Raw genomic sequence first — 14,497 nt, 5'->3', positions numbered from 1 at the left:
CAATAATGAGTAATCAGCAATCAGCAATGAGTAATATCTAACGTATGCCATCATTACTTACTACCTATTACTCATTTCTACCCAGCACTATTGTCACTCCGTAGGAGTCTAAACAATTCGGAATTGTATTGTATCATTTTCCTCAACGGATGTCTTACCAAATAATAAGTTTTGGCTAAAGCCTATAGGAAGAAAGAAATTTTAATAAAACGGGCTAAAGCCCGCTCCTATTGAATATGAAATGGGACAATTCACATTTTAAAATTCATCAAACCAAACCAGAAATTCACGATTCCTCCTTCAAATCCCGAATCTCATCATTCATCATTCATCATTAATGTCCTCCTAGCCCCGATAGCAATGGTTACCCAGCAGCTTGTGTGGAGAGCCTTGGGTTTCGCTCAGGGTGAGAGCACTGGCGCGAGGAGTATGAATGGATAGCGGGATATAGCTCCTCTTATTATCCATTATTCATTACACATCCATTTATCTATATTACTCTGAAATCATTAGTTAACTTTTATTCAAATAGCAGGGATTTTTTATTTTTTAATTCGAAAATTGTGTAACTTAGTAATATCAAATGATTACGAATCTAAAGATATATACTATGAAAAAACATTTATTCCCTTTATTTTTACTGCTATTAGGTGTGAATGCACAAGCACAACAGGATTTCTTTGCGATTACAGGAAAAGAGAGTCAAAGTATTACTTTCAATGATTTTCGTGCAATTGATGGGATTAACGGAACTTCAGGAGAGAAGTATTTTACAGCAGATTCTGCAGCCAAAGTATTTTCGCAAACCAGAAAAGGCATTGTAGCGGAAGACAAAAATTCTTACAGCAATTCTCAAGCCGTAACTTTAGCAGCTCTTGCATATGATTCTTCGAATAATAATCTGGTGTATATGCCAATGTTTTCATCGAATATCTATGTATTGAATCCCAAGACAAAGGAAATCACTTTAGTGGAAAACAATGTTGCAAGAGTATCGTCCTGCGATATTAACTCTCATATTACCAGAATGACAACAGGATACAATGGAAAGATTTATGCAGTAAATAATGCAGGAACACAGTTTTTGGAAATCAGCAGAAACGGTGAACAATATGTAGTAAATGACCTTGGTATTATTAAAGATGATAACTCTAATGGACGAAATTCATTTACAGCAATGGAAACTGGATTTGGTGGTGATATGATTGCTGATGCGGATAATAACTTTTATATTTTCGCTGCTTCAGGAAATGTTTTTAAAGTTCTTACAAAAGATTTAAAAGCTAAATTTATCGGTAAAATTGCAGGTATTCCAGATAACTATTCAGTAAATGGCTCTGCAGTAAATGCTCAGGGTAAAATTGTAATAGCGAGTGCAAAAGGAGGTGCTTTATACGAGGTAGATCTGGCAACTTTACAAGCTAAGCAGCTTCCGGGAGAACAGGGACTGCATATTTATGATTTAGCAAGTAAATATTTTGCTAACGATAAATCTTCAATGCCCAATAGCCTGAACGCCAATCTTGATATTTATCCAACAAGAGTAGATGAACACTATATCAACGTTCATGTTAATAATAATGTAAAAGGTAGTATTAAACTGAACATTTTCGATATGGCTGGTAAAAATGTAATGATTCAGAATCTGTCTGTGAAAGATGGCTCATTAGATGAAAAAGTATACCTTAATGGATTAGTAGCCGGAGCTTATATTGTAAATATAGCTGATGAATCAGGGAAAATACTATTCAATAAAAAGATTCTGGTAACGAGATAATAGAGTCCTATGACTCAGAATATAAAGACCTTTTCAAATTGTTTTGAGAAGGTTTTTTAATGATTATTTGATCTTCAATAAGTTTTATTTTTCGATATTAAAATGTACTTTTATAAAAAAATATAGATGAAACTATACTTTAATGTAGGATATGTTGTAAAAGCAGGAGAAAATTTGCAGCTGGTATTTGGTGAAGATGAGAATGCCTTACATATCCATACTATGTTTTATGCGGAGAATGGTGTATGGAAATGTGAAGTAGACTATTTCTCAAAATTCATTTCTTATCATTATCGCGTGGTGAATGAAAAAGGAAATGTATTAAGAGAAGAATTTGTGGGACATCATTTGAGTTTCCCCCATAATTATAAGGAGTTTGTCATTTTTGACGAATGGAATAACAAAAACTTTCCTGAGAATTATTTAAACAATAAAATCCTTTACAATAAACTGCATGGTTTTGTTCCCGATAAAGTAACAGTTTTAAAAAAACATACCCATCTATTCAGAATAGAGGCTCCTATTTATAATCCGGATTGGAAGATTGTCCTTTTTGGAAGTACAGCATCTTTAGGAAACTGGAACTATGACAAAGTTGTTCATCTGCATCAGACAGATTTTGGGATGTGGGAAACTTCTGTCGAGATTCCTGAAAGTGAATTTATCCAATTTAAATATTGTATTTACGATACCCAAGAAAACAGGGTTATAGATGTAGAAACAGGAGAAAACAGATTTACTGTGGCCAATCCATTGAATGATGTACTGCAGATTGTTTCCAACCATTATTTTAGATTTAAAGGCTATCAGATGTACCATGATGCCGGCGTTGCTGTTCCGGTATTCTCTCTGAGAAGTGAGGATGGATTTGGAGTAGGTGAATTTACAGATATTAAAAAACTGGCAGATTGGACGAAAGAAACCGATCTTGGTATTATTCAGATTCTTCCGATCAATGATACTACAGCGAATTATTCATGGACAGATTCCTATCCCTATGCTGCCGTATCCGTATATGCTTTGCACCCACAATATATTTCTTTAGAAAACCTTGATTATTCTTTACCGAAAGAATTAGTTAGTGAGTATCTGTCTGAAAAAGAGAAGTTAAACACTTTGGATCTGATTGATTATGAAAAGATGATCGAAAGCAAATGGAAATATCTTACAGCAGTTTTCAATAAGGAAAAAGACAAAATTTATAAGGACAGAAACTTCAAAAAATTTATCAAGGATAATGAATACTGGCTTGTTCCTTATTCAGCTTTCTGTGTTTTAAGAGATAAATATAAGACCCCGAATTTCAACGAGTGGAAAACCCACAAAAAATATATTGCAGGAAAGATCTTACAGTTTTTTACAACGAAAAATAAAGATTATGATACCTCAATGCTTCACGCCTGGGTACAGTATCAACTGCATATACAACTTAAAGATGCCGTTGATTATACCCATAACCTGGGAGTTTCGTTGAAGGGAGATCTTCCCATCGGTATCTACAGATATTCTGTAGAAGCCTGGACAGAACCGGAATTATTCGGAATGGATTTCCAGGCTGGGGCACCTCCTGACCAGTTTACAGAACTGGGGCAAAACTGGGAATTCCCAACGTACAACTGGGAAGCGATGAAAGCAGACGACTACAGATGGTGGAAAAATAGATTCAAAGCTCTTGAACAGTATTTTGATGCCATGAGAATTGACCATATTTTAGGCTTCTTCAGAATATGGAGGATGCCTATTTCTGCCGTACAAGGAATTTTAGGATACTTTTATCCGGCTGTTCCTATTGTTGTGGAGGAATTTAAAGCCTGGCAGATTCCATTCAATTTTAACAGGTACTGTAAGCCTTTTATCAACAACGAGATCTTATGGGAGTATTTTGGAGAAGAAAATGGAAAAGCTCTGGAATTTATGAACCGTAATGAAGACGGTACTTATACTTTCAAAGAAGAATTTGATACCCAGAGAAAGCTAGTCAACTTCTTTAAGAAAAAATCATATGGTGCTCTTGAAGAAAAACTGGTTTCTCTTTGCGCCAATGTTTTGTTTTTAACAGAAGAAAGAAATGGGAAAACGGTTTATCATCCCAGATTCAATGTTTACAATACAGAGTCTTATAAATACCTTCCGGAATCCGAACAGAAAAGCATTTATGATTTGTACCACGACTATTTCTTCAGGAGACAGGATCATTTATGGTTTGAAAAAGCTATGGAAAAACTTCCGGTTATCCTGAATGCCACCAAAATGCTGATCTGCGGGGAAGATTTGGGAATGGTTCCTGCCTGCGTACCTGTTGTGATGGATGAATTGGCCATTATAGCCCTTAAGGTACAAAGAATGCCTGCCGAAAATATACCATTCTATAATCCTAAGAATGCCAATTATATGAATGTGGTAACTGCTTCTTCCCACGACAGTTCAACCTTGAGACAATGGTGGAAAGAAGATCGTGTACTTACCCAGAAATATTATAATCAGCAGCTGATACAATACGGAAAAGCTCCTGAAGAGCTGAACCCTCACCTTGCAGAAATCATTATGAAGCAGCATTTATATAATGAGGCTATGCTTGCTATATTCCCGATTCAGGAATTCTTTGCAACAGATGTAGAGCTTACCAATAAAAAAATGGATAACGAAAGAATTAACAATCCTGCAGTCTTTCCACATTACTGGCGTTATAGAATGCACATAAAGCTGGAAGACCTGAAAGAGAAAAAATCTTTCAATAACAAAATAGCTCATTGGATAAAAGATAGTGGGAGGATGTAAATTTAACACCTGATTATCAATTGGTTAATAATATTTTAAAAGAAGTTTGATCTTATGATTTAACTTCTTTTTTTTATTTGTATCAAAAAGATAGAATTAAGATATTCTGCTATATATTAACCAATTAACGACTATAGAAATGAAAAAAATATTTTTGGGATTAGCTCTTGGGTTAGGCGTTTTGACGTCGGCTCAGCAGTATCCGAATAATGGTTGGGATGATGATGGTTATTATCAGAATGATGGAGGTTATTACAATGATGAAGATGACAGGAATTATTTCCCTGACGATTATTATTACAATTATCCTCAGGACTATTATCCAAGTAATTATTACCAAAGCTACTATAACGACTACAGAGGAAGTATTATTAATATCGACTGGAACGGGTTTTTCGTACAGAACAGATTAAGCAGATGGCAGGTAGATCAGATTATGAGATTGAATAATCTGTATGCAAGTTTTACAGTATGGAATAATTTCTATAGATATAATCCGGATAGATGGTATTATGACAGGTTTTATGCTTTGGAAAGAATCTTAGGACCAAGAGTATTTGTTGTTTTCCAAAATAACTATTACAGAGGTTCCAGCCCGATTGTATATTTCCAGAATTACAGAAGATCCTATTATGTTCCGAGATATACGGTAATGCCTAGATATAGAAATATAAATATCAATATTTACAGGGTAGACCGATCAAGATTCCGCAGAATGGATAATCCTACTTTTGATATTATCAGAAGAGACAGCAGACCTGACAATGGTTTCCGAAACACAAGAAGTAATGGAGATAATGGAGGATTCCGTGGTAATAACGGAAGTAACAATAATTCAGGTTTCAGAAATGATAATAACGGAGGATTCAGAAACAACAATGGAGGTGGCTTCAGAGGGAATTCTGATAATGGAGGAAACAGAGGGAATTCAAATAATGGAGGCTTCAGAAATAGCAATGGAGGTGGTTTCAGAGGAAATAATGAAGGAAGAGAAGCTCCGAAAAGAGAAAATAATGGCGGATTCAGAGGAAATAATGGAGGCTTCAGACAGAAATCTGAAAATGCTGCTCCAAGACAAGAGAACCGTGGTAATAGCGGTGGCGGTTTTAGAGGCAGTTTAGTTAGGAATTAATTTTCATATATTATATTTAAGTGGTGTGAAGGGCAGGTTTTTATAATCTGCCCTTTTTTTGTTGTTTTTCTAATTTATTTTAGTTAAAATTTAACATTATTTATGAATTTGTTAATTTAACTTGTGTTTTAATTCATAATCAAAAAGATATAATAACAAAATAACAATTAATTAAATTTAAAAAGATGAAAAAATTAGTTTTAGCAATAGCATTTATCGGAATGGGAAGTTTTGCAATGGCACAACAGACAACAACTCCACAAGACAGACAGGCAAGAGCCGTTGAAATGAAGCAGAGAATGGAGCAGAAACAACAGGAACGTTTGGATCAGATGCAAAAAGATCTTAATCTTAACCCATCTCAGGTAGCTCAGATAAAAACGCTCCAGGATAAAAGAAAAGCTGAAATGAAGGCGGAATTCGACAAAAATAAGGTAGACAGACAAGCTAAAATGCAGGAAATGCAGGAAATGCAGGCCAAAAGAGCACAAATGGATGCTGATATGAAAAAAATCCTTACTCCTGATCAATATGATAAATGGCAGGCTGACAGAAAAGCAAAAGCAGAGAAAATGAAGATGGCTATGAAAGAAAGAAGAATGATGAAAAAGCCGATGAATACGGGAACTGCTGAAGTAAAATAACAGTTTGTAATTTTAGTTTTTTAATGTGTTAAGGATGGATGTTTTTCCATCCTTTTTGTATTAATTTTCTTTAAAACTTTTGATTTCGGGCTTTTATTCCCTATTTTTGAATATAAATTTAATACTTATGGTTAGCGAAAAAATTGCGAAATTAATTAACGAACAAATTGCCCACGAACAATACGCCGCTCAATATTATCTTTCAATGTCTGCATGGTTTTCTGGAAAAGATCTGGATGGAATTGCCAACTATTTCAGAGTGCAGAGCAAAGAAGAATTGATGCACGCAGATAAAATGTTTGATTATTTGAATGATGTAGGTGGGGAAATTATCATCGGAGAAATTCCAAAACCTCCACATGAGTTTGAAAATGCAACTGATATTTTTGAAAAAGCATTGGCTCATGAGAAAATAGTAACTAAAAGTATTTTCAATATTGTAAAGAATGCTAACGAGGAGGGAGATTTTGCAACAACATCATTCCTGCAGTGGTTTATCAACGAACAGGTAGAAGAAGAAGCGAGTGCTTCTCAATACGTAACAAAAATCAAAATGGTATGCGATAATCCATCCGCATTATACCTTTTTGACCAGGAATTGTCTCAGAGAGTATTTACTCCTACGACAACAGCTTAAGATTGAAAATTCTTCAAAATATTAAACCGTTATCCTCTGGAATAGCGGTTTTTTATTATATGATGATAAAATCTATCTCTTAGGAGTCTGCCTTTGTAATCTCACCGCAGAAATAAAAACTATTGCTCCCAATACAAAACTTAGAAACATTGATTTTACAATGTTTTCAGTGGGGAAATGATGATCATCTTCTGTAACAGGCGGATCTAAACAATCAACAATATTATAAATGACCATGGCAGAAAATAACATCATGATCAGGCTTATTGCAAAGGAATTTAAATATATTCTCATGGTTGGTTAGTTGTATTCAAATATAATCAAAGACTATATTTTTATTCGTACAAAATAAAAATAGTTAATCCTTTTATATTTTGAAGGGTTTTTTATGAGAATTATTATAATAACCTTTCGGTACTGTATAGAGTTATAGATAAATAATCTGAGTTTTAAGAACTTTTTTGCCCAGACGCTCCAGAATATTTTTATATCCTTCTACCTGCGCTTCATCCTTAGCCTTTTGTTCACCGGTTTTAAAATCTACAATGATATAACCTTCCTGACCCTTTAAAATACGGTCTGGTCTGAATATATGGCTTTCTCCTTTTTCAGAGATCATAATATCTTTTTCGTTGATTACTTCCCATTTCTCATCAAAGAACTCTGCGTAAGTTCTGACGATTTCCTGTAGGGTAAGCTGTATTTCATTTTTCTCTTCCAGTGTAATTTGTCCTTCTAAAGCATATCCGTCCAAAACCTTGATGATATCTTTCTCAGTATTGATTTTTGATAAAAGCTCATGGACAAAAAGCCCGATTCTTACCTTTTCATTTCGTACCTGATAATTTTTTGACGGCGTAGCAATCTTGATAGAAGTACTTTTTTCATTGACATTTTTCAGATCCTGAATATTCTGGGTTTTAAATAATGAACTTTTATCTTTAGAATGTTTCTTCAGCATCTCAGGATTTACTTCATACACATCAAATTCATCAGCCTGTTCCGCGTTTTTTGCCTGAAGGAATTCTAAAATTTCCAGATTGTTAGACGTTTTATTTGCTTTTTGCAGATAGAAAAACAGTTGTTCAACAGGTCTCGTGGTAGCCACATACTGCAGGCACAATCTGTCAATCAGGTTTTTGTAAGCATTTTTACTGTTGAAAAACAGAATCTCTTCATCATAGGCTTCCAGATTTTTGCTAAACTGATTGATATTCACTGATTTTAATGCTTCACTTTCATTCGTATCAAACCAGTTGGTAAATTCACTGTCACGGTTTTTATTCATCATAGGAATAAAAACAATGGGAAATTCCAGACCTTTAGACTTGTGAATGGTCATGATTTGGATGGCATCAATGTTTTCCGAAGCTTGTATGGTATATGAAGACGCTTCTTCATCCCAATATTTCAAAAACTCTTTGGTACTGGCTCCTGCATTCTGCGTGAAGTTGAAAAGCATTTCCAGAAAGTTCAGTAAAAAGTCTGTTTCTTTGTTTTCAACAGAAAATTCGTTGATGTAATATTCAATGAAATTATACAGATTGAATCTCGGGAAATTATCCTGTTTAAGCTGTAGTAAATATTTCTCCTGAATGAATTGTAATATTTCTTCATGCCCTTCAATATTCAGAATTTCTTTCATTCCCAAAGTGAAATCCGGCATATGAATTTTTCCCAGTGTATTCAGATGATACATCATCATGATCAGGCAGGTTTTATTCTTAGGATTGAGTTCCCAGCGGAGGAATTCTATAACAGCTTTCAAAGTATTGGAAAGTTCCAGCGTAAGACCCTTATCAGAGATTGTTTTAATGTTGGTTTCGTCTCCTTTATACTTAACCTTTAAATTTCCCAGTTTTTGAGAATAGCTGAAAATATCAAAATTTCCGCGGCAAAGGATCGTAATATCAGAGAATTTAAAGCCATTATCCAGACATTCCTGGATATCTTTTTGCATTCTTTCCGAAGTATCAGTATAAAACTCTTCATTCGTAAGATTTTCGATCAGATTTACTTTTACGCGTCCATCCATTTTGGATTTTGGATTTTGCTCAGCATCTGCCCCGAAAATATTCTTATGCTCTTCCAGCAATCCTTCAGAATGAAAACGATACAATTCATTATTGAACTGTACAATATTTCGGGCACTTCTCCAGTTGTCTTTTAATACCAGAAGATCAGCCTCTTTAGGAGAGAACTCTTTTTTGTTGATAATATCCAGCATCAACTTACTTTCTCCACCACGGAAGCGGTAAATACTCTGCTTGGGATCACCCACCAATGTGAATGAAGTATATTCCGAAGAAACACTGTGATCTCTCAGCGGAACAAAATTCTGCCACTGCAGTTCTGATGTATCCTGAAACTCATCAAAAAAATAATGCTGAAACTGTGAACCTACTTTTTCATAAATAAAAGCCGAAGGTTCATTTTTAAGATTTTCATTAATCAGGATATTAAACTTAGAAAGAAGAACAAGATCATTTTCCTCCTCAATTTTTTGAAGCTCATCCTGAATATCTTTATTAACCTTTAAAGGAAGAAGAGCAGATAAAACTTTCTCTTTCTTCTGAGTCTCAATGTACAGAATAATAAGTTTCATCCTATTGTCAAGAAGCTGATCAAGAATCTCCAAAATATCGGACTCTTTATGCTTTGATTTTGAAGAAGCTCCTTTCCTGTAATTGTTAATCACAGATTCTTCCTGGGTGGTTGGAAAAGGAAAACCGGCCCTTTTCTGTTGATAAAAATCGATGACCTTAGTAAAGAAACCTCCGATTCCGTTTTTACCCTGGGCAAAATCTTCAATTTCTATATTTCTTGATTTGAATAATTCAATGGAGTGGGCTGCCAGTTCAGCAGATTGCTTTTTGTTCTGTACGATTTCTCTACGGAGTGTATTCTTTATATTCTCATAATTGGCATCATCAAAACTTTTGTTGCTTTTCAGATGTTCGTAGTGAATATCTTTTACAAATTCCTTAGCCGAATCATAAAGGTTTTTATTAAGATTAATCCTTTCATTGTTTTCAAGACTGTAGTCTACATAATCCATGAAAGAATTGGAAATCTTTTCATTCTCACCGATCTGATCCAGCATTTTATCAACCGCTTCTATCAGAAATGGTTCAGCTTCAATTTCAAGATTGAAATTTTTGGCCAGTCCCAGTTCATAAGAAAAGCTTCTTACCAGCCTTGAATTAAAACGGTCAATCGTTCCGATATTCAATGTGGAATAATTGTGGAGAACATAGTCAAGCAATTTTTTTGAACGGTGGTGAAGTTCATCAATGGTAATTTTTAAACCCTGTTCTTCAAATGCTTTCTGGATATTTTTCAGATCTGTATTCTCTGTATACTCTTTAGATGAAAAATTTCCCAGCCATGATAAAATTCTTTCCTTCATCTCGTTGGCCGCTTTATTGGTAAAAGTCAGGGCGAGAATATTCCTGATTGACTGCTGTTGATTAGGATAGCGGAGACAGATCATCAGAAGCCTTTGTACCAGGGCATAGGTTTTCCCGGATCCGGCAGAAGCATTGATGACTGTGTAAGAATTTTGCATTGTTAAAGGAGAATTGAGACTGCAAGTTAGCTAAAATTTAAAAAAAACTTTAACAATTTAATCAGGCTATTTAACACTTTACCAGGCAAAAATCAAAAAGAAATATTAAAACGCGTTAACTGTGGTTAAACTTATGGGATAAATTAAAAATAATTTTAGCTTTGCTTTATAAAAAATAGCCCGTGAAACTTAAACTATACTTTTTCTTATCCTTTATTCTTTTTATCCATACCCATGCCCAAAGCTATATATTTGGTAAGATTACTTCCGAAAACGGTACTGAAATGCAGGATGTGAATGTAGTTAATATCAGAACGGACGAGATCGTAGTTTCCAACCGGGACGGCCATTTTATGATTTCCGGAAGACAGGGAGATGAATTACGTTTTATAAAAGCAGGTTATGAACGTCTGACAAGAAAAGTTACTCAGGAAAATACCCAGTCTCCTATGAATATAAGTATGGTTCGCCAAACCATAGAGATTCCTGAAGTAGAAGTGAAACAAGGGCTTACCGGAAACCTGAAAATTGATTCAAAACTTTATAATAAACCTAAAAAGGTAGAAAAATTAATCAAAGACATTGATCAGTATATTGCTCAGAAATCAGATCCTAGAATACTGGCCGCAAAACCTGGAGAATTTGTACAGCCTAAAGGGCAGGGATTCTTTATAGGAAAAGCGAAAGACAAATGGGATGATGTAGATCTAATGAAATACATCAGGGCAAGCCTGGGGGACGATTACTTTACCAATCTTAAAATAGAGAAACCTCTGATAGATCATTTTATTTATTATGTTTTTGCAGGCGGCTTCGAAAGAAAGAAAATTCTGAAATACGGATTCTGCAGCGATGCGGATCTGAACAGGTTTCAACGTTTTGTTCTGACAAGGATTTCTTCTTACCGTGCTCCACAAACTCAAAGATAAATGGAAAAAAGATATATCAATAGATTTTTATTTCTCGTACTTTTTTGTATCACTTCAGGATTGTGGGGACAGCAGAAAATATCAGGGAAAGTTATTACAGGAGATGAACTGGATTTTGCTCCTGTACTCATCGTTAATATTTCAGGAAACAAAAGCATATTAAGTGATATGTCCGGAAAATTTGAGATCGAAGCCAAAGAAAATGATGAAATCAGATTTGTCAAAGAAGGATATTACCGGGTTGATAAAAAAATTACGAATGAAGATCTCAGCTCTCCCTTAAATATCATTTTGAAAAAAATGGAGATACAGATCCCTGAAGTGAAAATTAAGTACAGACCTACCGGAAATCTGGCAAAAGATAACCAGCATTTGAATGAATCCAGAAAACTTCAGTCCTTAAAATCAGATATGGAGGAATATATGAGAAGCCCGCTGAATCAACCCTTACCCAATAATACGCTGTCAAAAACTTTTACAGGACATGATTTTAATGTGGGGCAGGTTAATGTGTTCGGTGTATTTAATGCTGTATCAGGTTTAGTAAAGAAAGCAACAAAGCCTAAAATTACTAAAGCAAATTACAATGAAACCCAGGATTTCCTGCGCAGAGTAAGAAATGAAATAAACCTGAGCTTCCTGAAAAAATACGGAATGGATGAGGAACAGATTGATACATTTCTGCTGTATGCCGATAAAACCCGTTCATTGGCAAAAAGATACCGTAAGGATTTTAGTATCGATGTCGTTGAATACGAGCTTAAAATTGCCTTCGGGGAATACAGTAAAACGAACAAATTAGAAGGAACTCAAGATAATACTTATAAAAATTAGAAGTTGGCTTATATCACTGAAAATACTGAAACATTCGGGCAAAGAAAAATTCTTCTCTTCCTGATGCTTCTGTGCAGTACTTTCTTTTTTTCTCAGCAGACTGTGACGGGACGAATAGTGGAAGATAATGGAGAGAATTTGAGTAAAGTAATTGTTATCAATATGTCTACTGACAAGAAGGTATATTCTGATGCAGAAGGAATATTTTCTATTGAAGCCAGGCCTAATGATGAACTGAGATTTGTAAAAGAAGATTTCAACAGAACATCCAGAAGAGTTCTCACTAATGGTACCAATTTACCCCTGTTTATTACTCTTTATCAGATTCCGAAAGATGTGGGTGAAGTGAAGATTGTTAAAAAACTTACCGGAGATCTGGAAGCGGATTCCCGGATTGTAGCCAAAGTAGATAAAGGAGAGCAGGTGAGAGATGCTGTAGGTCTTCCGCAGCCGGTAGGAAAAATGAGAGAAAAACCAGCTGAAGTGAAAAGTGTTCTTTTGCCAATACTCTTAGGAAATCTGAATGTTCAGGGAGTTTATGATCTGATAAGCGGTAAAGCCAGAAGACAGAAAAGACAATATAGATATGACGACCTTCAGGAACATGTTGCCTGGATTCGGGACAGGATAGATGATGATTATTTTATAAAAGCCGGAATTCCAGCCGACAGAATTTCAGAATTTATTCAGTTTTCATTCTTAGCAAAACCTCAGGTGAGAACCTATGTGAAAGCAAAAAATCTTTCAGGCGTAATGTTGAGATTGGAAGAAACAGTGCCGCTTTTTATAGTAAGATTGAAAGAAAATCAAAAGTAGTTTAAATGTTAAATAAATCTTAAAATATTGGAATAGAAATTGATACAGTCTAATGGTAACAACCCAAATTCACAAGTTTTATGAATAAAAATATTTTTGCAGTGGCTATAGCCGCCTTAGGTTTTGTGATTGGTCTTGCATTTTTAGGAAATGCTATAAAGAACAGGAATAAATCTGAAAACACAATTTCCGTAACAGGGCTCGGTACAAAACAGTTTACATCAGACCTGATCACCTGGTCCGGAAGTTTTTCCAAAAATAATGTAGATCTGAAATCTGCCTACGACGAACTGGCGACAGACAGAAAAGTAATCAATGACTATCTGCTTTCAAAAGGGATACAGCAGAAGGAGATTGTATTTTCTTCCGTGGATATTCAAAAACAATTCAGAAGCTATAATGATGCTAACGGAAACTATGTACAGGGAGAATTCTCCGGTTATAATCTTACCCAAAAAGTTTCTATTGAAAGCAAAGAAGTGGGCAAAATAGAAAATCTTTCCAGAAATATTACCGAAATTATCAACCGTGGGATTGAATTCACTTCTTCTTCACCGGCTTATTTTTATACTAAATTGGCTACCGTGAAGCAGGAAATGATTGCGAGTGCAACAAAAGATGCCAAAGAACGCGCTGAAAAAATTGCGGAAAATTCGGGAAGTGATCTGGGAAATCTGAAGAAAGCTACAATGGGAGTGATTCAGATTACAGCACCCAATTCTAATGAAGACTATTCTTATGGCGGAACTTTCAATACTTCATCCAAAGAAAAAGAAGCCAGTATTACGATCAAACTGGAGTATGAAGTAAATTAATATAAAATATCAGTAAAAGAAAAGCGCCGGAAAACTATTCCGGCGTTTTATATTTTAATGATAAATGATATCAAGAATCTCTTTTTTAGCATCCTCCACATTTTCAGGAGTATAATTGGCTAACAGCCATAAATTCAAAGATTTTTTTCCTTCACCATAACTAGGCTGTATATGATTGGTATCAATAAGCGTGAAATTATTTCTCTGATAAAAAGAATAACGTCTTGATGCATCTTCACTCAATTCTGCAGGCTCAATTTCCAGGATAATATGGGGGTAATTTTCTGATAGATGATTCATAATATGAGAACCCAGTTTTTTACTTCGAAATGATTCAAATACTTCGAAATGCTCTACAAAAACAAAAGAACTCAGCTCCCAAAGAATGAGGTAGCCAATAGCTTCTGATTCATGGATAACCGACATGAATTTTACATAGGGATTTGAAAATAAACTTTCAAACTGATCTTTGTCTCTTTGCTCGTCTACAGGAAAAGTGGTGGTATAAGAAGTATAGATTTCCTGAACTCTATGATCTTCAGCAGAAGTAATGGGTGAAAATTCCAT

Annotated in this window: 12 protein-coding genes; 9 read left to right on the top strand and 3 right to left on the bottom strand. The window is 34.9% G+C overall.

What is annotated here, in order from left to right:
* Positions 1–610 precede the first annotated feature (610 nt).
* From ACWPWS_RS24905 to ACWPWS_RS24885, 5 genes are all read left to right on the top strand, one after another.
* Entirely contained in the window at positions 611–1,777 is a 1,167-nt protein-coding gene (locus tag ACWPWS_RS24905) for a T9SS type A sorting domain-containing protein (RefSeq protein ID WP_454048271.1), read from the top strand.
* Between the two features lie 126 nt (positions 1,778–1,903).
* Positions 1,904–4,555 (top strand): 4-alpha-glucanotransferase, encoded by a 2,652-nt coding sequence (locus ACWPWS_RS24900; RefSeq protein ID WP_454048270.1) that lies wholly within the window; start codon positions 1,904–1,906, stop codon positions 4,553–4,555.
* Positions 4,556–4,694: 139 nt separating this feature from the next.
* On the top strand, positions 4,695–5,687 hold the full coding sequence (locus ACWPWS_RS24895; RefSeq protein ID WP_209786115.1) for a hypothetical protein: 993 nt from the start codon (positions 4,695–4,697) through the stop codon (positions 5,685–5,687).
* 185 nt (positions 5,688–5,872) lie between these two features.
* Entirely contained in the window at positions 5,873–6,331 is a 459-nt protein-coding gene (locus ACWPWS_RS24890) for a hypothetical protein (protein ID WP_454048269.1), read from the top strand.
* 127 nt (positions 6,332–6,458) lie between these two features.
* Positions 6,459–6,968 carry a ferritin gene (locus ACWPWS_RS24885; RefSeq protein ID WP_105684569.1) on the top strand — a complete coding sequence of 170 codons (510 nt, stop codon included), beginning with the start codon at positions 6,459–6,461 and terminating at the stop codon, positions 6,966–6,968.
* A gap of 72 nt (positions 6,969–7,040) precedes the next feature.
* Here the strand turns inward: ACWPWS_RS24885 and ACWPWS_RS24880 are convergent, their stop codons facing one another.
* Together ACWPWS_RS24880 and ACWPWS_RS24875 are read right to left on the bottom strand one after the other, a co-directional pair.
* The gene (locus ACWPWS_RS24880; protein WP_209786113.1) at positions 7,041–7,262 is read right to left on the bottom strand and encodes a hypothetical protein; all 222 of its coding nucleotides are present in this window, start codon (positions 7,260–7,262) and stop codon (positions 7,041–7,043) included.
* A gap of 133 nt (positions 7,263–7,395) precedes the next feature.
* Complete coding sequence (locus ACWPWS_RS24875) at positions 7,396–10,536, bottom strand: UvrD-helicase domain-containing protein (RefSeq protein WP_454048268.1); 3,141 nt, start codon at positions 10,534–10,536, stop codon at positions 7,396–7,398.
* A 182-nt stretch (positions 10,537–10,718) separates the two neighbouring features.
* On the opposite strand from ACWPWS_RS24875, the gene ACWPWS_RS24870 reads away from it, so the two are divergent.
* From ACWPWS_RS24870 to ACWPWS_RS24855, 4 genes are all read left to right on the top strand, one after another.
* On the top strand, positions 10,719–11,465 hold the full coding sequence (locus ACWPWS_RS24870; RefSeq protein WP_454048267.1) for a carboxypeptidase-like regulatory domain-containing protein: 747 nt from the start codon (positions 10,719–10,721) through the stop codon (positions 11,463–11,465).
* On the top strand, positions 11,466–12,299 hold the full coding sequence (locus ACWPWS_RS24865; RefSeq protein WP_454048266.1) for a hypothetical protein: 834 nt from the start codon (positions 11,466–11,468) through the stop codon (positions 12,297–12,299).
* Between the two features lie 3 nt (positions 12,300–12,302).
* Positions 12,303–13,115 carry a carboxypeptidase regulatory-like domain-containing protein gene (locus tag ACWPWS_RS24860; RefSeq protein ID WP_454048265.1) on the top strand — a complete coding sequence of 271 codons (813 nt, stop codon included), beginning with the start codon at positions 12,303–12,305 and terminating at the stop codon, positions 13,113–13,115.
* Between the two features lie 80 nt (positions 13,116–13,195).
* Entirely contained in the window at positions 13,196–13,930 is a 735-nt protein-coding gene (locus ACWPWS_RS24855) for an SIMPL domain-containing protein (protein WP_309513630.1), read from the top strand.
* A 54-nt stretch (positions 13,931–13,984) separates the two neighbouring features.
* On the opposite strand, the gene ACWPWS_RS24850 is transcribed toward ACWPWS_RS24855, so the two are convergent.
* Positions 13,985–14,497: a GNAT family N-acetyltransferase gene (locus ACWPWS_RS24850; RefSeq protein ID WP_454048264.1), complete on the bottom strand. Its 513-nt coding sequence runs from the start codon at positions 14,495–14,497 to the stop codon at positions 13,985–13,987.

Source organism: Chryseobacterium sp. Marseille-Q8038 (assembly GCF_965111995.1).
This window is presented reverse-complemented; position numbering and strand designations above follow the sequence as displayed.

Bases quoted from the DNA above. Each gene is read 5' to 3' on its own strand.
- ACWPWS_RS24900 (WP_454048270.1), top strand. From the start codon at position 1,904: ATGAAACTATACTTTAATGTAGGATATGTTGTAAAAGCAGGAGAAAAT.
- ACWPWS_RS24895 (WP_209786115.1), top strand. From the start codon at position 4,695: ATGAAAAAAATATTTTTGGGATTAGCTCTTGGGTTAGGCGTTTTGACG.
- ACWPWS_RS24850 (WP_454048264.1), bottom strand. From the start codon at position 14,497: ATGGAATTTTCACCCATTACTTCTGCTGAAGATCATAGAGTTCAGGAA.
- ACWPWS_RS24875 (WP_454048268.1), bottom strand. From the start codon at position 10,536: ATGCAAAATTCTTACACAGTCATCAATGCTTCTGCCGGATCCGGGAAA.
- ACWPWS_RS24865 (WP_454048266.1), top strand. From the start codon at position 11,466: ATGGAAAAAAGATATATCAATAGATTTTTATTTCTCGTACTTTTTTGT.
- ACWPWS_RS24890 (WP_454048269.1), top strand. From the start codon at position 5,873: ATGAAAAAATTAGTTTTAGCAATAGCATTTATCGGAATGGGAAGTTTT.
- ACWPWS_RS24855 (WP_309513630.1), top strand. From the start codon at position 13,196: ATGAATAAAAATATTTTTGCAGTGGCTATAGCCGCCTTAGGTTTTGTG.
- ACWPWS_RS24880 (WP_209786113.1), bottom strand. From the start codon at position 7,262: ATGAGAATATATTTAAATTCCTTTGCAATAAGCCTGATCATGATGTTA.
- ACWPWS_RS24905 (WP_454048271.1), top strand. From the start codon at position 611: ATGAAAAAACATTTATTCCCTTTATTTTTACTGCTATTAGGTGTGAAT.
- ACWPWS_RS24885 (WP_105684569.1), top strand. From the start codon at position 6,459: ATGGTTAGCGAAAAAATTGCGAAATTAATTAACGAACAAATTGCCCAC.